Genomic DNA, 19,063 nt, shown 5'->3' on the forward strand with positions numbered 1-19,063 from the left:
TCCGATCGAAAGGATAACAGCTATGACCCTGCTCGACCTGCAGTCCCTGGAGACCGCCAAGAACGAGGCCCACGGCGAGGCCGGGGGCACCAGCACCGCCAGCCTGCTGCTGTGCGGCGACAGCAGCCTGAGCATCACCACCTGCTAGGGAGCCGGCCGTGGACGAACGCGGTGTGAGCGAGCCGTGGGGCCGGTACCCCGCGACCCCACGGCTCCAGGTCCGGTGAACACGGACCCCCTTCGGCCCGGCGGCGCCCGTGGGCGCCGCCGGGCTCCGCCACGAGCCCCGCAGGAAGGCGACCGGATGGTGTCCACCCGCCCGCGTGACGGCAAGGCCGACCCCCGCGCCGCACGCTCCGCGGACGCCCTGCTCGCCCGGGTGACCAGGGCGAGCGCCGGACGCACCGCGGCAATCCTGCTGTGCGCCGCCGCGGCGGCGGCCGCGTCGCTGACCCTGCCCGCCGTGCTCGGCCTCACCCTCGACCTGCTCCTGGAGGGCCGTCCGGGCGCCGGACGCGCGCTGGCGGCGACGGTGGCCCTGACCGCGGCCGAGGTCGCCCTGGGCGCGACCGTCGCCCTGCTGGCGGGAACGGTCGGCGCACGATCGACCGCCTGGCTGCGGCTGCGTGCGGTCCGACGGCTGCTGGCGGCCCCGCCCAGGAGCGTGAGCCGGTTCTCCCCCGGCGATGTGGCCACGCGGCTCTCGGTGCACGCCACCGAGGCCGGGGCGGCCCCGGCCGCCGCAGCCCAGATCATCACGGCCGTCCTCGCCCCCGCCGGAGCTTTGGTCGCGCTGTTCGTGATCGACCCGTGGATCGGGTTGGCCTTCCTCCTGGGACTCCCCGCCCTGGGCCTGCTGCTGCGTTCCTTCGCCCGCGACTCCTCCGACACCGTCTCCCGGTACCAGCGGGTGCAGTCCCTGCTCGCGACGCGGCTCACGGACGCCCTGGGCGGTGCCCGCGCCATCGCCGCAGCCGGGACCACGGACGAGGAACGCGCACGAGTCCTGCGGCCCCTGAGTGAGCTCGGTACCGAGGGGCGGCGCATGTGGTCAGTGCACGGCTCCGCGATGGCGCGCAGCGGAGTACTCATGCCCCTGCTCATCACCGCCGTACTCGCCGTAGGCGGGTTCGGCCTCGCCGAGGGGAGGATCAGCGTCGGCGACCTGCTCGCGGTGTCCCGCTACGCCGCACTGGCCGCTGGGCTGGGGGCGGTGGCCGGCCCGCTCGGAGCGCTGATCCGCGGCCGCACGGCCGCGCGTCGTGTGAACGAGCTCATCACCGTCCCACCGCTGGCCCACGGGCGTAGGGAGCTGCCTCCCGAAGGCCCCGGGACACTGGAACTGCGCGGGGTCGGAGTGGCACTTGACGGCGTGTGGGTGCTGCGCGGGGTCGACCTGCGCGTGCCCGGAGGCCAGACGGTGGCCGTCGTGGGACGTTCCGGCTCCGGCAAGTCGACGCTGGGCTCCGTCGCGGGAGGGCTCACCACCCCCGACGAGGGCGAGGTCCGCCTGGACGGCGTACCCGTGGGCGCGGTGGCGTCCGACCTACTCCGCAGGGAGGTCGGATACGCGTTCGAGCGGCCCTCGCTGCGGGGCGCCACCGTCGCGGACGCGATCGCCTCGGGGGTCCAGACCCCGTCGGCCGAGCGCGTACGGGCGGCCGCGCGGGCGGCCGGAGCCGACGACTTCGTCCGGGCGCTCCCCCGCGGGTACGCCACCGCGCTGGAGGAGGCACCGCTCTCAGGCGGGGAACTGCAACGGCTGGGACTGGCCCGGGCGTTCGCCCACGCCGGGCGGCTGATGATCCTGGACGACGCCACCTCCAGTCTCGACACGGCGACCGAACGGCAGGTGGACCGGGCCCTGGCGCGTGAGGTCCGCCCGGGTACCCGAATCGTCATGGCGCACCGGCTCTCCACCGCGGCGCGCGCGGACCAGGTGGTGTGGCTGGAGGGCGGCCGTGTCCGGGCCGTGCGCACGCACGCCGAACTGTGGCGCGACCCCGAATACCGAGCGGTCTTCGACTGCGGCGACGCCCGCGGTGAGCGGGTGGACCGGTGAGGCCCGCAGCGTTGGCGGAGGAGGCCGGACCGGCGCGGACAGCCGGGTCGGCTAGCCAGCCCCCACCCCGGTCCGGCCACCACCGGGGCGCGATACGCCGGCTGATGCCGCACGCCCGGCCCTTCCTGTGGCGCCACAGGCGGGTGCTGCTGCGCCTGGGCGCCTGGTCGTTGCTGGAGTCGGCGCAGACCTTCCTCGTCGGGATCTGTCTGGCGCGCGCCCTGGACCAGGGGTTTCTGGCGGGGCAGCCCACCGTCGGCCTGGGGTGGCTGGCCGTCGCCGCAGTCTCGATCCTGCTGGCCGGGCCCGTACTGCGCGGTGTTTTCGGTCAGCTCTCCGGGCTGGTGGAGCCGCTGCGGGACGGGCTGGTGCGGCGCGCGGTCCGCCAGGCGCTGAACCGGGCCGTGGCCGATCCGGCACGGGCGGCGGGTGCCCGGCGCGCCGCGGTCTCGCGGCTCACCCAGCAGACGGAGATCGCGCGGGACAGCTTCGCCGGCCTGGTCCTGACGGTGCGGTCCTTCCTGTTCATCGCGGCGGGGGTGCTGGTGGGGATGTTCGCCCTGGCCCCCGCACTGCTGCTGGTCGTGCTACCCCCCATACTGCTCGGGCTGGTGCTCTTCCTACTGACCCTGGCCCCCATGGCCGCGGCGCAACGCCGGTTCCTGGACGCCGACGAGGCGTTCACCGATCGTGCCGGAGGTCTGCCGGGCCAACTGCGCGACCTGGTGGCCTGCGGGGTCACAGACACGGCGAACGAGGAGACCAGAGCCCTGGTCGAGGAGGCCGCCGCGTCGACGCGGTCCCTGGCCCGGTGGACGGCCGTGCGGACCCTGACGCTCGGAGTCGCCGGCCACCTCCCCGTACTCATGCTGCTAGCCGCCACGCCGTGGCTCCTGGGGCAGGGCGTCACCACGGGCGCGATCATGGGGGCCCTGGCCTATCTCGTGCAGTCCCTGCTGCCGGCGCTCCGGGCGATGATGACCGCCGTGGGCGCCGCGGGCAGCCGTCTCGTGGTGGTCCTGGACCGGTTCGTGTCCGTGGATGCGGACGGCGCGGACACCGCGGGCGGGGGAACCCCCCGGGCGGCGGAGCCGGGTGCGCGCGGGGCGTTCTCCTTCCCGGGCACCGGACCGGGGCCGGTGCCGGCGGTGTGGTGCCGTGGTGTGCGGGTGTCCTACGGGGCGGGGACACGCCCCCTGGTGGAGGGTTTCTCACTCTCGGTCGGGGCGGGGGAGCGCATCGCGGTCGTCGGCCCCAGCGGGATCGGCAAATCCACGCTGGCGCACGTGCTGTCCGGACTGCACGCCCCGGACGAGGGAACCGTACGGCTGGCGGGACAGCCGATCGCCGGGCGTTCTCCACGGGAACTGGCCCGGATGCGGGTGCTCCTCCCCCAGGAGGGCTACGTCTTCGCCGGTTCGGTCAGGGAGAACCTCGCCCAGCTGGAGCCCGGTGCCGGGAACGACCGTATCGTCCGGGCGGTGGCGGCGCTGCGGCTGGAAGCGCTGGTGGACCGCCTCGGCGGCCTGGACGCCGACGTGGATCCCGCGAGCCTCTCGGCCGGGGAGCGGCAGGCGCTCTGCCTGGGCCGGGCCTACGTGTCCCCGGCGCCGCTGCTCATCCTGGACGAGTCGACCTGCCATCTGGACCCGGCCGCCGAGGCGCACGCGGAGGACGCGTTGGCAGACCGCCCGGACACGACACTGCTCGTCATCGCGCACCGGCTGTCGTCGGCGCTGCGGGCCGACCGGATCCTTGTCCTGGACGGCACGGGCACGGCGTTCGGCACACACCGGTCTTTGCTGCGCGACTCCCCGCTCTACCGGGACCTGACCGGGCACTGGAACGCGTCCGGCTGAGCACGCCGGGCCCCGTGTCCGGGGCAGGGCTCCTCCACCCCCGCCGGCGGTCCGGGGCCGCGCCGACGGTTCGCGGTCGCAGGGGTGCGCGCCCCTCCGTGTGCGCGGGAACCGCGGTCCAGGGTTTCGCGGAACGCGGCCCGTTGACTGCGGCTGCACGCGGCCGTCCGTGTGGCCCGGGCGCGAACCTGAGCCACCCGTGCTCCCGCGTTCCCCGGGGTCAGGCGGGGCGGACCACCACTCCGCCCTGACCTGCGCCGCACCCCGGAAGGCGACGGCCGTGTACAGGGCGGTGGCCAGAGCCACCACCGCGAGCAGCCCGAAACCGAGCGTGTAGGCGCCGGTGGCCTGGAAGGCCACCCCCATCACCAGAGCCGTGCTGGTGGGAAGCGCCTCGCTGCTGATCCTGCTCGCCCTCGGCCTCCACCTCCTCCTCGGCCGGGAAGCCGCTCCGTATTCCTGGTGGCGCGTCACGGGGTTCGATACCCAGGTCACGGTGCACGCCTCGGGGGCGGTCGACATGGTCGAGACGGTTACCTACGACTTCGGTGACGAGCCGTCCCACAGCCTGGCCCGGGAGCTGCCCGAGACCGGGTGGATCGACGGCTACGGTTGGCGCGACTTCGGCCTCACCGGTATCCGGGGAGAGGGACCAGACGGCCTGCGGTGGATATCAGCCACCACCGCAAGGAGAGCCACGGAGAGAGCACGACCCTCGTGCGCCTGGGCAACTTCGAAGCCGATCCGGCTCTGACCGGTGAGCACGTCTTCGAGATCGCTTACACCTATGAACGCCTGACCACCCTGGGCGGTGACGGCACGCCCAACTACTACGCCGACATCATCGGTACCGGCTGGAGAGTTCCCGTCGAGTCGGTCGACGTGGCGTTGCTTGGTGAAGATGTTGTTCATGTGGCGGGCCACCGTGTGCTCGCTGATGTGCAGCTCCGCGGCGATGGACCGGTTAGTCCGGCCCGTCGCGACCAGTCGCAGGATCTGTGCCTCGCGCGGGGTCAGCCCGTGCGGCAGACGGGTGACGGGTCCCAGGAGCCCGGACACGCGCTCGGCATCGGCACGGGCCCCCACTGCAGCGAACTGCTCGCGCGCCTGTGCCCAGTCCTGTCGGGCACCGGGCAGGTCGCCCCCCTCAACACGGGCGGTCCCGGCCAGTATCCGCGCCTGAGCGGCCTCGAAGGGCAGGCCGATCCCCGTCAGCGCGCCGTGCGCGCGGCGCGCGGCGCGCGGAGACCAGCGCCAGCGCGGGACGGCCCTCCATCAGGCGCAGCCGCGCCGTGGTCAGGTCCGCGGCGGCGCCCTCCAGGGTGCTGCGAGCGTACTCGGCCAGTCCGGCCGCGGCGGACTTGAGCGCGGGCAGATCGCCGCGTACGTGTGCGACCTCGGCCACCGCGGCCAGGTGCCGGGCACGGCCGGTCGGGTCCATGCCGGACACGGGCCTGCGTCCTTCGAGCATGTTCGCCGCCGCGTCAGGGTCTCCGAGCGCGAGCCGTACGAGGGCGAGCCCGGGCTGGCCTTCACCGCCCAGGTCGCGGGCGCGGGCGAAGGACTTGTCCGCGTCGGCGGCCGCGCCGCGGCGACGGAGGATCTCACCGAGTACGGTGTAACCCTCGGCGGCCGAGGCGGGCTGGTAGGCGAGGAGTTCGTCGCAGGCACGGCGGCACTCGCGTTCGGCCCCGTCCAGGTCACCGCGCAGCGCGTTCAGCTCCACCCGCTTGATCCGGCACATGCCGCGGTAGGGAGCCTCCGGCTCCAGACTCTCACACCAGGTCATGGCGGCCTCGGTCCACTCCTCGGCACGTTCCAGGTCGCCGACGGCGAAGCAGTCGGACACCACCAGGCAGTGGATCCAGCCGGTGAACAGCGGGGTGGTCTCCTCGGCCAGGACGGCGCACATGGCCTCGTCCAGCAGGCCCAGGCCCTCCTCCACTAAACCCTCGGCGACACGGACGCGCCCCCTGACCACGGTGCCCATCGCCGACAGGTCCGGGTCGCCGTGCCTCTCGCCCAGATCCACCATCCGCGCGGCGGCCTCCCACGCGGCGGCCAGGTCCGAGCAATGGTAGGCGCCCTCGGCGTCGGCGAAGGCCAGGTAACCGTGCACAGCGCACTCCGGCACGCCCTCCAGGCGGCTGCGCACGCACCGCAGCCATCCGGCGGCCACCCGCTCCCTGCCGTACATCAGGTGGGCGTCGAACAGCCGCCAGGCGGCCATGGCGGCCTCGGGCGCCGCTCTGGCGGCGTGGTGGGCGGCATAGGCGCGCTGGCGCGCGGCGATGGACTCCTCCAGGCGGCACCGCCACCAGTGGGTGTCGGCGAGGTCGTCCAGCGCGGGCCCGTCCAGTTCGGCGGGGTCCAGGTCGCGGAAGCACCGCTCGGCCTCCGCCCACCGGCACGCGAAGGCCGCGGCTCTCGCCGCCTCCACCCTCGGCTCGTTCGCCACGACCAGGCACCTCCCCCAGGAGACTCTCCCCTTGTGCCACCGATCACATCGCGCTCCTGGGCGCGAAGCAGGCGCAGCGCTTGTGTGCGTTCGTCCGGCCCCTTGGGGTAGGCCGGGCAGAAGGCGCACACGCTGCCCTCGGCTGTGGTGAGGAGCATGAGTTTGGACCCCAGAAGAGTTCCGAGGTCGGTTGTCACACACTGATCCCCGACGCCCTTCGCCATGCGCGCGGTCGGTTCAGGGGGTCACGTGTCACCCGCCTCACCGAACAGCACATCGAGTCGATGTGTGACGGGCAGACCTGCACCAGCCAGTGGGAACCGGTTCTCCCCGCGTGTACTGGGCTCACAATCAACGACCTGCGAATGCAGCGTACGGCGGAACAGGGTCGCCAAGGACACCGGATGACCGTCGCGGTCGCGGAGTTCGCAGGTCAGATGAGGCGGTGCGGGCCCCAGGGCCCGACGGCAGCACAGCGAACCGACAGATAGCGCCGTTTTCCTACCGTACTGGCGCCCCGAAAGCTAAAATCACCAGTGAGGGGCTCCCCCGCCCCTCCATCCGCGACGTCTCCGGAACGCTCTGGCCCGGCCCCTTCCCTGGACGTGCTCCCGCTGCGGCGACAGATCCCGTCGAGCTCCCACGCTCCAGACCACACGGCGGCAGGTATGGCGAAGCTTCCAGCGGCACGTCCCCCCGCGACACGAGAACCGGTGCCCGCACAACCCCACTCTCACCCCTGGATCGCGGACGAGGGCTGGCACTCCCAGAGTCTGATGGCCTCACTCACCGCGCCCGAACGAGCCGCGTTCCTCTCCTTGGGGACCGCGCGCGGTTTCGACCGGGGCTCGCTCCTGATGCGGTTCGGGGAAACGGGCCGGGAAGCACACCTGATCCTCGGAGGCTGCGTCAAGGTACTCGGCGCGGACTCCCAGGGCCACACCACCCTGCTGGCCATTCGGATGGCCGGTGACATCGTGGGAGAGCTCTCGGTGCTGGACGGGCGACCGCGCTCGGCCACGGTCATGGCGGCGGCGCCGACCCGGGTGCGGACTATCGGCGGCACCGTGCTGCGTGACTTCCTCGGGGCCAGGCCCGCGATCGGCAACGCCGTGCAGAACAGCGTCAACGCCAAGCTGCGCGAGGCCATCGGGCACCGCACCGCCGCTACCGGCGCCCCCGTGGTGACACGGCTGGTCAGGGTGTTGGAGAAACTCGGCCGCTACTGCGGTCGGCGCACCGACGAGGGCCTGGTGATCACCGCACCGCTCAGCCAGGCCGACCTGGCCGCGCTCGTGGGCACGACCGAGCAGAGTATCCGGCGGGCTCTGGGAACCCTGCGGGGCTCCGGCGTCCTGATCACCCGGTACCGACAGGTCGTCATCACCGACACCGCCCGGCTGGCGGCGATGTCGCAGGACTGCCCCGGTGACACCGGGGGGCGGGAGTGAGTGCGGTGCCGCGCGGGGAGCGCCGGGTGTGCCTGGTCACCGACGTCGAGTCCTACAGCAGCCGGAACAACACCGAACAGCTCGCTCTGCAAAAGCGCCTGCGCGAAGTGGTCAAGGACGCCCTGAGCGTCGCCGGGGTGCCCTGGCGCCGGGTCGACCAGCAGGAGCAGGGCGACGGGCTGCTGATCTTGCTGCCGCAGAAGGTGGACGAGCCACGAACGGTGTCGCGGCTGTGCAGTGCCCTGGGCGTGTCCCTGGGCCGGTCCAACCGCCGGGTGATGGCCTCCCGCCGGATGCGGATACGTGCGGCGATCGGCCAGGGCATCACCCACCGCGGTGCGAACGGGTGGGCCGGAGACGGAGTGCTCGAGGTCTGTCGCCTGTGTGACTGCGAACCGCTGCGAGCTGCCCTGAGCGAGAACCCCGGCCGCGACCTGGCGGTGGTCCTGCCCCACCACATGTACCGGGACCTGGTCGAACGCGAGGACTATCCGGGTCTGAGTCCCAAAGACTTCTCCCGGGTGAAGGTCGCTACCCGCCCGGAGCGGTTCTCCGGGGACGCCTGGATCACCCTGCCCTCCGGCTCGGCGGAGGCGTCGGCGCCTTCCGGCGGTGCCCCGGACGGCGAGCGGTCGCGGGCCTCGGGCATGGCCCGGTCCGTGAGCGAGGGGGCGGTCAGCGGGGGCGCGGCGGTTCTCGGCGCCGCGGCGGCCGAGTACGTGGTGGAGCGTCTCTCCTCCCCGCCCTCCGAGCGCGAGGGTACGGCCTCCGGCGCGGGCCGGGGCCCGGAGCACGACCCGGAGCACGGCCTGGACGCCCCGGCCTCCGACACCGAGTTCCATGTCGGTGTGGAGGGCCGGGTCGATCTCGGCGACGGGGCCCACCCGGAGGAGGGCGCTGAGGCCGAGGGGGGCTCAGGCGCAGAGGGCGGGGAGAGCTTCGACGGGTTCCCGGACGTGTTCTGACCGGTGCGGTCAGCACCGCTGACCTCACCGGCTCACCGGACCAGCGCCCAGTCCTTGACCACCTGGGCGGAGCGGCGCCGCACCTCGTCGAGGGCGCGCCGGTGGACCGTCAGGTTCCGCCTGCGCTCCTCGGCGGTCTGCTGGGCCTCGTCGCGCCGGTTCAGCGCGAACCGTACCTGGTCGCGCACGGAGTTGATGGAGTCAGCGAGCCCGCGGTCGACCCGCTGTCGGTGGGCGTCGAGTTGCCGGTGCACGTCCCCGGCGATCGTGTCGGCCAGCACGGGGGCTTTGGACCGCAGTTCCCTGGAGACCTGTTCGGCGGCGGTGCGCACGATCTTCTCATTGAGTTTGTTCATCTGGGCGAAGGTGCGTACCGCCCCCACCCCCGCGGCGGCGGCGAAGATCACGCCGGGGCCGAACCCGAGCAGTGCCAGACCGACCATGACCGCCAACTGGGGTACGAGTTCCTTGAGCATCGCCTTGAACCCGAACTGGGACCCAATCAGGGCGGTGCCCGGGTTGAACAGCAGTCCCGCGCCCGCGCTCGCGGTGCGGGAGAACGTCGAGGGCAGGTGTTCACGGCCGTCGGTACCGGCGTTGAGCAGGGCGGTGCGGATCTTGTCGAGGTCCTCGGCGAAGGCCACGAACCTCTCACCGACCTGCTCCTGCAGTTCGGTGGCACGCTGGTCGAGCAACGTCGTCAGTTCGCCCTTACGCCAAGTGTCGGCGTGTTCCAGGATGCGGTCGGACAGTGCGTTGTTGATCTCCTCGCTGAGGGCCTCGGCGTTCCTCCCGGCCCGCCACAGCGCCAGGTCGACCCGGTTCTGGTGGGCACCCCCCGTGCCCAGGACACACAGGAGTCCGCGGCTGACAGCAGCATGCGTTCGGCGGACTCCGACACCTGCTGGCGGGTCGCCTCCAGGTGGTTGCCGATGATGCGGTCGATGGTGTTGCGTTCCTCCCAGAGCCGGTCGAGGGGGCCCTGCTGGCGCTCGTACTCCCCGGTGAGCTCGGCGAGGTCCTTGTCCATGAGCACGTACAGGTCATCGATGTTCTCCCGAGCGGCCGACGCCAGGTCGCCGATCTCGGAGGCGGGCACCACGATCTTGATCCGGCTCTTCTGTTCGGTGAGGAAGCGTTCCAGGCTGTGCTCGAACTCGACCAGACCGGAGGCGACGACCCGGTCAGGGTCGTCGGCGGAACGCCCGAGCAGGGCCGAGCGGGAGTCGATGAACAGCACCCGGTCCTCGTCGAGCCCCCAGTACTCCTTGGCTCGGGCGAGCAGGTCGGCTCGGACCTCCTCAACCTCGTCCTCGACCTGGTTGATCCGGTTGACCAGCAGGTAGAGGTTGTCGTGCTCGAACATACACAGGTTGTGGTCGATGACCTCGCGTTCGCTCTGCGACAACCCCTGCAGCGCGCTGACGACGAAGACCACAGCGTCGGCGCTGGTGGTGTGTTCGAGAGTGATCCGTGAGCGCGCCTCGTCCTCGTTGAGGCCGGGCGAGTCGATGATCTCCACGTTGTTGCGGCACAGGTCCAGGGGCCACTCGACCTCCGCCCGCCCCCAGGTGCGGGGGGCTGTGGCGCCGGCGTCGATGGTGATGTGGTGGTGGAGCTCGTCCGGGTCGACGGGCTTCCCCTCCTCGGGCCGGTCACCGGGTTCGAGGGGGTAGAGCGTGGCCCTGCGCTCCTGCCCCCACTTGACGACGGTGAGCACCGCCGTGGTGGGCTTGCCGCTGACGGGCAGCACCTTCTCGCCGAGCAGGGCGTTGACCGTGGTGGTCTTGCCGGAGTTGAACTCGCCCATGATGATCACCGAGAAGCTGTCCCTGCTGATCCGGTCGCGGAGTTCGGTGACGGCGGTGCTGAGGGTGTCCTGGTCCAGTTCGCCCGCGCTCCGTCCGAGGGTGTCTGCCATGTCGAGGAGTTCGCCGCGCATTTGCGCGAACGCCTCGTAGCCGCTGATGCCCCGTGCGTTCTGTGTCATCGTGTGGTTCCCTTCGTCTCCACGGGCCCTGCCTCGCTGAGGAGCTCGGCGGCCAGTCGTTCGGTGCGTGCGGCGATCCCAGACCAGTCCGGTCCGGGGGCTGCGTGTGGGACCGGGGCCTGGCGCGTGTGCCATTCCTCGCGCAGGCGCGTCACCTCGTCCTCCATGTACTGGTAGAGGTGTTGGAGTTCGCTGCGGACGGTGGCGGCGCAGGAGTCCACCTGCTCACGGACGATGCCGGGCAGTTTGTCACCGACCGCGTCGCGCTGTTCTCCGACGAGGGCGCGCAACCGCACCTCGCTCAGGGTGGTGCCGACCGCGGAGGCGGTCAGGGCCAGGACCGGACCGAAGCCGGGCACGAGCAGGGCGGCGACCAGGGCTGCGCCGCTGGGCGCCAACCGGTACACGATGCGCCGTTTGCCGAGGTCGGTGAGGCCGGGGTCGTCGGGGACCGCGACCTCGATCTCCTCGAACCCGGATTCGGGCGGCTGCGGCGCACGCAGGTGCAGGTCGAAGGCCTGGTGGACCTTGCGGTCGATGTCGCGCAGCTCCCGGGCGGCAGCCGGTTGCAGGAGGGCGCGGACGCTCTGGTTCCAGGCGATGAGCCTGTTCCGCAACCGGTGAGGGAGCTCCGTCGTCCACCACACCCGCGGGTTGCCACTGGAGTACAGAGCGTGCTGGAGGTCCTTGGTCAGCGCTGCGCGGATCCGGTCGCGTTCGTCCCGCAGACGGCCGTAGGCGGCGTTGCGATGTGCGCGCACGTCCTCCCGGAAGTGGTCAAAACGGCGCAGCCGTGCCTCGTGCGCGACGCGTGCGGTTTCCGCCTCCGCTGCGCGGCGGCGGCGTTGTTCGGCGGCCTCCCGTTCGCCCGCTCGGGCGAGTTCCCCGATCCGGTCCAGGCAGTCGGCGAGGCGGTGGGCGACGTGACGGGCGCGGGCGTTTGTGGGCCGGGTGGTGACGGTGCCGGTGATCCAGGAACGGATCTCCGTGAGGAACTCGCCGTTGTCGCTGGAGGTGCGCTCGACGGCCACCGCCAGTTCGGAGGAGAGCTCCCGGGTCCTCTGGTGCACGTAGCGCACGACATCCTCGCGCTCCTCGTGGTCCACGAGTTCGGTACGGGTGAGGCCCACGAGGATGTGATCGGCGGGCAGGCCGTGTTCCAGCAGGTCCTGGAGGAAGGCCCGTTCGGAGTGCGTGACGGCGGCGGTGGCCAGGACCGGCAGGATGACCGCGTCAGCGGAGTGGGGTGCCTCTCCGCCGCCGGGGCTGCTGATGAGTTCGAGGCCGAGCCCGGTCTGGGCGAGGGCGGTGGAGCTCACTCGCACCGCGGTGACCTCGCGGCCGGGTCCGGTGTCCGAGGCCGCCCGGGCGACGGAATCGGTGGAAGCGGTGGGATCGGCGGTGGGCGGTGCGGAGTGGACGCTCCACCCCTGTGCGGTACGGGTCTCCCAGGTGTCGTAGGCACCGGGGATGACCAGGACGGGAATGTCGTCGCCGATGCCAGGCGGCAGTACACGGTCTCCGACGAGGGCGTTGACCAGGCGGTTGCGTTCGCGGGCGGTACAGCCCGCCACTGCGACACGGACCAGGGGCCGGTCGGCGTGCGCGGAGACCTCGGAGAGTTCGTCGAGCAGCCCTGTGGCGGCCCCGGCCCGGTCGGCCAGTTCCCGGGTCTGGGCCAACCGCTCTCTGAAGGCGGGATACGGGGGTGTCTCAGTCATCGAAGCCTCCGAAGGGGTCCGTGGTGGTCAAGGCGGCGGCGCGCCGCAGGCGTGTGCGTTCCTCCTGGACCTCGGCGCCCCTGGCGAGGGCGCGGGAACGCCCCTGGGCCAGCCTGCGGCCGCGATCGCGCAACCGCTCCTGTTCGAGACGGTGGCCCTCGTGCAGCTTCTCGACGTTGCTGGCGTAGGTGTCGCGGTAGCGCTGGGCCCGCAGGCGCAGTTCCGCCTCTGCGCGGCCGCAGCAGGCCGTGATGGCCGAGAGCAGGTGGGTGCGCAGGGAGTCGACCCTTTCCCGCACCGGCCCGATCGCCCTGTCCACGGCTTCCCTGCGCACGGTCTCCGTGTCACGGACGAAGAAGGCGTTGCTGGCCAGCACACCGACGAGACCGCCCACGACCGTGCCCACGCCGGGGAGGATGAGCGTCCCGATCAGCGCTCCGGCTCCCGCGCCGCCGCCCAACGACACGGTGTCCCGACGGCTGTTGTCACTGAGGAACCTCTGCGTTTCGCTGAAGCTGTCTCCGGCCAACCGGATACCGAGAGATCCGCTGTGGGCCCCGGCGGTGTCCAGGGGGTCCCCGCTGACGGGGCCGATCCGGCGGAGCTGGTCGTAGGCCGTGGAGAAGGCGGCGTCGAGGTGGGACGACGCGGACTCCAAGGACGCGGTGAAGCGGTTGTTGATCGTGGTGAGCCACTGGTCGGCGAAGGCCTGGACGGTGGCGGCGGCCCTGGGCGGGACGTCCTCGTCGAAGACCCTCCGGAGAACGGAGTCGTTGGAGATGCCGGAGACGGCCTCCTCCATCTGCTCCCGCACTGTGCGCACCGTCTGTTCGGCGGCCTCGGGCAGAGCCGCCCGGAGCTCCCGGCTCTGCTCGTGCAGGTCTTCCAGACCCGCCCGGACCTGGCGGGACAGGAGTTCGTCCATGTCCGCCGGAGCGGTCGCCTCCAGTTCGCCGCGACGGTGTTCGAGGTCGGCGACGCTTCGCCCGAGGTCCTCCTCGAGTTCGGCGAGCACGTCGGCGACCACTCGCAGGGCGGTGTCGGCGACGGCCGCGGGGCGGCGGGTCTCGGCGATACGGCGCAGCCAGGCCCGGGTGAGGTCGAAGCGCTCCGCCCAGATACGGTCGGCCCCGGGGTCCCCGTCCTTGGCCTTGAGCACGTGCAGGGGCGCGCTCCAGACCAGGGCCGGATCGATGCGGAGCCGGTCGGCGACGCGTCGGCGGGCCGCGGTGTCCAGGTCAGCGAGTTCCTCGGGCTCGGCGTTGTCGGCCCTGGTCACCACGAACACGCACCGCGAGCGCAGTCCTTCGTCGAGTGCGTCGTTGAGGAAGGCGACCAGGGAGTTCGACAGGATCTTGCCCTGCTGGTTGACGATGACGGCCGCGTCGGCGTCGGTGACGGCCCGGCGGGCCAGCTCGGCGCGTTCGTCCGTGTAGGCGGACTCGCTGCCGGGGGTGTCGATGAGTACGAGGCCACTGGCCAGGAGCGGCGCGGGGAGTTCGACGTGCACGGCGCCGATGGCCGGTGCGACGGTGGGGTCGGTCATCACCGCGCGTAGGGCGTCACGCAGTTCGAGCGTGTCGAGCCGCTGCCCGATCTCGGCTCCGCTGAGGCCCTCGCCGATCATCTCGTCGGGGGCTCGGACCGGGCGGATCCGTCCGTGTCCGCCCGGTACCGGCCCCTCCCCTCCCCACCGGTTCCCGTCCCGGAACTCGACCCGGACGGTGAACCGGCGACCGTAGGCGATACGCACGATGGCCGTGGTCGCCTCTCCTGCGCTGGAGGCCAGCAGTTCGGTCTCCAGCAGGGCGTTGATGAAGGTGCTCTTGCCGCTGTTGAACTCTCCGATGACAGCGAGGTAGTAGCGCTGCTCGGCCAGGCGGCTCCTGGCCCGGGCCAGCGCTTCCTGCCAGTTCGCGCGACGCGGGTCCGCCCCCTCATACAGGTTCAGAAGCTCGTCGGCGAAGTCCAGTTGCTTCTCGGCAACACCCGTGCCCTCGATCGCGCGCATGGCGCCCCTCTCTCCGCTCAGAGGAAGCAGACCACGGGCGGAGTAGGCGCAAATAGCGCACATGTATGGTTTCGCGGGGTGGATTGGGTGGGGCGCCTCCGGGCCGGGGCGCCGCTCGGTGCGCAAGCGCATCCGCGTTCCAGAGCCGGCCCTGGGCCGAGACCGTGCCCACGTGCGCGGGGCTCACGCTAAGGTCAACCATCAACTGGGAGAGTTTCACGGGGCCCTTCGCTGGTGGTGGGTGGCGGGGGTCCGGGGGAGGGTTTGGCCCCCTCTTCTCCGTAAGGCTTCTATGTCAAGCGGCGGGCTGAAGAAAGACATCAGCCCGCCCTCGCGCCACTTGATCAAGGGCCTTGACCCTGGATCTCGGACACGCCGAACCCGACAGGTGTCGGGAGGAAGCGAGAATCAGGGCACGGCCCGCAAGACCTACCCCGAGGAGTTCCGCCGACAGGCGATCGACCTCACTGAACGACCTTGGGCCTAAGCCGGGGCCGGGCCGAGCGCGGACAGGGGGTCATGTGCGAAACGGGACTCGGGCAGACCGGTCTCACGGCTGAGCGCCCGAACGAGGCCGCTGCGGGTCAGGTAACCGGAGGCCCGGGCGGCCTCAGGCAGGCCGTACCCGGCGCGCAGACTCGAGACGGCCGTGTTCAGCCGAGCGCGCGTCCGCCAACGGGTGAACGGATATCCCGTCTGTTCGGCGAAGAGTCGCTGCACGTGGCGGACGCTCGTGTGGTGGCGCCGTGCGAGCTCCTCCAGCGTGGTGTCGCGATCGAGTGCCTCGCGTGCGATCGCCCGGGCCACCGGGTGCTCGGGGACCGGGACCGGGAAACAGGGCCGGGGCAGGCCCTCCAGAACGGCGTCGAGCGCCTGCCGGAAGGGGTGGACCTGCTCAGCGGTGGCCGGTGCGGCACCCAGAACGGTCATCATGACCCTGGTCAGGGCGGGAACGACGCCGAGGCGGTGGACCCGTTCCGGCGGGAGCGTAGCCGGTGAGAGCATCGGCCCCAGAGCCATGCCCGCGTCCCGCGGACGCATCGAATGGGGGACGCCCGGGGCCAGCCAGAGGTTGTAGCGGGCCGCCAGGGTGATCTGCTGCCCCTCGACCACCAGATCCGCGGTGCCCGTGACCACGTGGATCAGGTGGGGGACGTCGTGGGCGTGGGTGTCGTGTCCCAGGAACCGGATCGAGTTCTCCGGCACGACCCGGCAGAGCTGTTTCGGCGTCATCCTCGCTCCAGGGAACATGTCGTCTCGGGCGCCTGCCGGTGTCACCTGGGGCACCACCAGCGGCGACAGGAATATTAGCCTAGCCTTACCTTATATTCACCCCCGGTTGTCCGAGCGCCCGCTCCCCTGCCCCAGATCGAGGTCCCATGCGATCCACCCGTCCCTTCCCCCTCCCTCTGGCCTGCGCTCTGGCCGCCGGAATCCTCCTCGTCTCCGGTTGCGGGTCCGCCGACGGCGCCTCCCCCGGCCCTGCGTCCGATGACGCGGAGACCCGGACCGTACAGACCGACCAGGGAGAGGTGACCGTCCCCGACGACCCACAGCGGGTCGTGGTCCTGAACTACGCGCTGGCGGGATACCTCTACGGACTGGACGTGCCGGTGGTGGCCACAGTCCCCGAGGACGCCGACGGTGAAGGCGCCTACTCGGACTTCTGGGCCGAGGACGCCGAGCAGGACGGGACCGAGTTCCTGCCCTGGAGCACGGACGGCTTCGACCTCGAAGCGGTCCTGGGAGCCGAGCCCGACCTGATCGTCGCGGGCGGCCTGGGCTTCCCCCTGTTCCAGGCGATCGAGGTCTACGACCAGCTCAGCGAGATCGCTCCGACCGTGATCGTCAGCGGCTCCCACGCCACCTGGCAGGAGCAGTACGGGTTCCTCGCCGAGGAGGTCTTCGACGAGGGCGGGCGCTACGAGGAGCTGGTGGCCGCCTACGACGAACGCGTGGAGAAGGTACGCGAGGCCATCACCCCGCCGCCCGGCCCGGTCACGTTCCTGGTACTGACCGCCGACCACACCCCCTACGCGCTCATCGAGGACACCGGGCTGCCCCGGACCTTCGAACGGCTCGGCTTCGAGACCGACCCCCTGTTCGCCGAGAACGACGTCGAGCCCTACACCACCGGTGGCGACATGTTCGAGCTCTCCACCGAACAGGTCGGCCAGATGGTCACCGCTCCCACGGTGTTCGTGCTCGGTTTCAACGGTGACACCGCCGACGTGGCGACCGTGTCGGAGTCCGACGTGTACTCGGCCCTGCCCGCGTTCGAGGGCGGCCGCGCCTACGACCTGCCGCACTGGGTCCTGCGCGGCGACTACGACGAGGAGATGGCCCTCCTCGACATCGTCGAGGAGCAGTTCTCGTGAGAGGGGCACGAACAGCACCCGGCATCGGACTCGCGGCCACGCTGACGTGCGCGGGACCGTGACGGCCACCCGGGGGCCGGGCGAGCGGCACGCGCCCGCAAGCGCCGCGGCCGCAGCCGGTACCGGTGACCGCACCCTGCGCCGACGCCCACTGTGGCTGGCCCTGTGCCTGGTCCTGCTCGCCCTGTCCTGCGCTGCCAGCCTCCTGGTGGGGTCGGCCCGGCTGCCGGCGGCTACCGTGTGGGCCGCCCTGGTCTCGTCCGACCAGGGGATCGACCACCTCACGGTGCTCTCCCTGCGGGTGCCGCGCACGGTACTGGGGTTGCTGACGGGAGCCGCTCTGGGGGTGGCCGGAGCCCTGGCCCAGGCCCTGACCCGCAACCCGCTGGCCGATCCCGGCATCCTCGGGGTCAACTCGGGCGCGGCCTTCGCCATCACCGTCGGTGTGGCGGCCTTCGGGGTGACACGCCTGGACCAGTACCTGTGGTGGGGCCTGGCCGGGGCCCTGGGCGCCACCGTGCTCGTGTACGCGGTGGCCGCCCGCGGACCGGGCGGTGCGACCCCGCTGCGTCTGACCCTGGTCGGGGTGGCGCTCGGCGCGGTCTTTGCCGGGGCCGCCTCGGCCCTGTCCCTGCTGGACCCCCAGGCTTTCGACCGGATGCGCTACTGGGGAGCGGGCACCCTCGCGGACCGTCCGGACGGCACGGTGGAGACCATCGTCCCCTTCGTGGTGGCCGGGCTGGTCCTGGCACTGGCGCTGGTGCGGCCCCTCAACGCCCTGGCCCTGGGCGACGAACTCGCCCACGCGGTGGGGGCGCGCGTCGCGCTGACCCGCGTGCTCGGGGTCGCCGCGATCACACTGCTGTGCGGATCGGCCACGGCTGCCGTGGGCCCCATCGGCTTCGTCGGGCTCATGGTGCCGCACGCGGTCCGCCTGGTCACCGGCCCGGACCAGCGGTGGATCCTGCCGTTCACCCTGGTACTGGCACCCGTGCTGGTGCTGCTCTCCGATGTCCTGGGGCGCCTGGTCGTGTGGCCCGCCGAACTCCAGGTCGGCGTCATCACCGCCCTGTTCGGGGCGCCCGTGCTCATCCTGCTGGTCCGTAGCGCGAAGACAGGTGCCCTGTGAACGACACGATCGTCCTGAGGGCAGGGCGCGTGAGCCTGCGCTCCTCCCGGCGCGCGCTCCTGGCCTACGGCCTGCTCCTGCCCGTCCTGGTCGGCTGTGTGCTGGCCGCCTTGTCGATGGGGTCGCGGCCGCTGTCGCCCGCCGAGGTCCTCGGCGCCCTGGCTCCGGGCGCGCACGGACCCGACCGGCTGGTCGTCGTGGAGTGGCGTGCGCCCCGGGCGCTGGCCGCCGCGCTTTTCGGCGCGTGCCTGGGGTTGAGCGGCGCCCTCTTCCAGTCCCTGACGCGCAACCCGCTGGGCAGCCCCGACGTCATCGGACTCACCACCGGCTCCTACACCGGTGTGGTGTGCGCGATCATGCTGGGCGGCAGCGGGTACGCGGCCATGGCGGGCGGAGCGCTGGCCGGGGGGCTGGGCACGGCGCTGCTGGTGTACCTGCTCGCCCTGCGCCAGGGGATGCGGGGCTTCCGGCTCATCATCGTCGGCATCGCGGTCAGCGCCATGCTGACCTCCGTCAACACCTGGTTCTCGGTCAAGGCCGACCTGGACCTGGCGCTGCGCGCGGCGGTCTGGGGCGCCGGAACGCTCAACGGTGTGGGGTGGGCCCCGGTGGGGTTCGCCGCCGTGGCCGCTGGCCTGCTGACTCTGGCCCTACCGGTGTTGGAGCGCCGGACGCGGCAGCTGGAACTGGGCGACGACACCGCGTCCATGCTGGGTGTTCCGGTCGAACGGACGAAGGCGCTCCTGGTGGTGGTCGGTGTCGGCTTCACGTCGGTGGTCACCGCGGTCACCGGTCCGATCGCGTTCGTTGCGTTGGCCGCACCGCAGATCGCGCGGCGGCTGACCGGCCGGGGCGGGGTGGTGGACCTGACGGGCTCGGCCCTGGTGGGCGCGGTGCTGCTGTCCCTGGCGGACCTGGTCGCCCAGCACTCGTTCGCGCACACCTCGCTGCCGGTGGGCGCGGTCACCGTGTGCCTGGGCGGCGGCTACCTGGTGTGGCTGCTCCTGCGGGAGTCCGGCAGGTCCTGAAACCGGTGTGC

The 19,063-nt window shown here is 72.0% G+C and carries 15 protein-coding genes and 1 pseudogene; 9 read left to right on the forward strand and 7 right to left on the reverse strand.

The features are described from left to right. Positions 1–22 precede the first annotated feature (22 nt). The 4 genes from D457_RS0109800 (at position 23) to D457_RS37700 (ending at position 4,675) form a co-directional block, all read left to right on the forward strand. The gene (locus D457_RS0109800; protein WP_017580486.1) at positions 23–148 is read left to right on the forward strand and encodes a SapB/AmfS family lanthipeptide; all 126 of its coding nucleotides are present in this window, start codon (positions 23–25) and stop codon (positions 146–148) included. A 156-nt stretch (positions 149–304) separates the two neighbouring features. Further along, complete coding sequence (locus tag D457_RS0109805; RefSeq protein ID WP_017580487.1) at positions 305–2,062, forward strand: ATP-binding cassette domain-containing protein; 1,758 nt, start codon at positions 305–307, stop codon at positions 2,060–2,062. A gap of 104 nt (positions 2,063–2,166) precedes the next feature. After that, a complete protein-coding gene (locus tag D457_RS0109810) occupies positions 2,167–3,921 on the forward strand; it encodes an ATP-binding cassette domain-containing protein (RefSeq protein WP_017580488.1) in 1,755 nt (584 codons plus the stop codon). 382 nt (positions 3,922–4,303) lie between these two features. Next, positions 4,304–4,675 carry a DUF2207 domain-containing protein gene (locus D457_RS37700; protein ID WP_338043034.1) on the forward strand — a complete coding sequence of 124 codons (372 nt, stop codon included), beginning with the start codon at positions 4,304–4,306 and terminating at the stop codon, positions 4,673–4,675. A gap of 149 nt (positions 4,676–4,824) precedes the next feature. Here the strand turns inward: D457_RS37700 and D457_RS37705 are convergent. Both D457_RS37705 and D457_RS32250 read right to left on the reverse strand, forming a co-directional pair. Further along, positions 4,825–5,007 (reverse strand): annotated as a pseudogene (locus D457_RS37705) (response regulator transcription factor); the annotation flags it as partial. 61 nt (positions 5,008–5,068) lie between these two features. Further along, positions 5,069–6,379 (reverse strand): tetratricopeptide repeat protein, encoded by a 1,311-nt coding sequence (locus D457_RS32250; RefSeq protein ID WP_051072894.1) that lies wholly within the window; start codon positions 6,377–6,379, stop codon positions 5,069–5,071. Between the two features lie 713 nt (positions 6,380–7,092). Between D457_RS32250 and D457_RS32255 the strand changes: the two genes are divergently transcribed. After that, entirely contained in the window at positions 7,093–7,830 is a 738-nt protein-coding gene (locus D457_RS32255) for a Crp/Fnr family transcriptional regulator (protein ID WP_017580490.1), read from the forward strand. Then, entirely contained in the window at positions 7,827–8,795 is a 969-nt protein-coding gene (locus tag D457_RS34040) for a hypothetical protein (protein ID WP_152514190.1), read from the forward strand. The genes D457_RS32255 and D457_RS34040 overlap by 4 nt, the downstream gene beginning before the upstream one ends. A 32-nt stretch (positions 8,796–8,827) precedes the next feature. Here the strand turns inward: D457_RS34040 and D457_RS0109830 are convergent, their stop codons facing one another. The 5 genes from D457_RS0109830 to D457_RS0109850 all read right to left on the reverse strand — a co-directional run bounded on the left by D457_RS0109830 (position 8,828) and on the right by D457_RS0109850 (position 15,750). Continuing rightward, positions 8,828–9,490: a hypothetical protein gene (locus tag D457_RS0109830; RefSeq protein ID WP_017580492.1), complete on the reverse strand. Its 663-nt coding sequence runs from the start codon at positions 9,488–9,490 to the stop codon at positions 8,828–8,830. Between the two features lie 5 nt (positions 9,491–9,495). Further along, complete coding sequence (locus D457_RS32265; protein ID WP_039831103.1) at positions 9,496–10,785, reverse strand: dynamin family protein; 1,290 nt, start codon at positions 10,783–10,785, stop codon at positions 9,496–9,498. Continuing rightward, positions 10,782–12,506: a hypothetical protein gene (locus D457_RS36135; RefSeq protein WP_160167395.1), complete on the reverse strand. Its 1,725-nt coding sequence runs from the start codon at positions 12,504–12,506 to the stop codon at positions 10,782–10,784. Before D457_RS36135 ends, D457_RS32265 begins: the two co-directional genes overlap by 4 nt. Next, on the reverse strand, positions 12,499–14,517 hold the full coding sequence (locus D457_RS0109845; RefSeq protein WP_017580494.1) for a dynamin family protein: 2,019 nt from the start codon (positions 14,515–14,517) through the stop codon (positions 12,499–12,501). Before D457_RS0109845 ends, D457_RS36135 begins: the two co-directional genes overlap by 8 nt. Before the next feature lie 483 nt (positions 14,518–15,000). Then, a complete protein-coding gene (locus tag D457_RS0109850; RefSeq protein ID WP_017580495.1) occupies positions 15,001–15,750 on the reverse strand; it encodes a helix-turn-helix domain-containing protein in 750 nt (249 codons plus the stop codon). A 146-nt stretch (positions 15,751–15,896) separates the two neighbouring features. Here D457_RS0109850 and D457_RS0109855 point away from each other — a divergent pair, with 146 nt between their 5' ends. The 3 genes from D457_RS0109855 to D457_RS0109865 are packed head-to-tail and all read left to right on the forward strand — an operon-like array spanning position 15,897 to position 19,052. Then, positions 15,897–16,895 (forward strand): ABC transporter substrate-binding protein, encoded by a 999-nt coding sequence (locus tag D457_RS0109855; protein ID WP_017580496.1) that lies wholly within the window; start codon positions 15,897–15,899, stop codon positions 16,893–16,895. 46 nt (positions 16,896–16,941) lie between these two features. Continuing rightward, the gene (locus D457_RS0109860; RefSeq protein WP_017580497.1) at positions 16,942–18,024 is read left to right on the forward strand and encodes an iron chelate uptake ABC transporter family permease subunit; all 1,083 of its coding nucleotides are present in this window, start codon (positions 16,942–16,944) and stop codon (positions 18,022–18,024) included. Beyond that, entirely contained in the window at positions 18,021–19,052 is a 1,032-nt protein-coding gene (locus D457_RS0109865) for a FecCD family ABC transporter permease (protein ID WP_017580498.1), read from the forward strand. The genes D457_RS0109860 and D457_RS0109865 overlap by 4 nt, the downstream gene beginning before the upstream one ends. Positions 19,053–19,063 lie beyond the last annotated feature (11 nt).

The sequence above is a fragment of the Nocardiopsis valliformis DSM 45023 genome (genome assembly GCF_000340985.1).
Lineage (GTDB): Bacteria > Actinomycetota > Actinomycetes > Streptosporangiales > Streptosporangiaceae > Nocardiopsis > Nocardiopsis exhalans.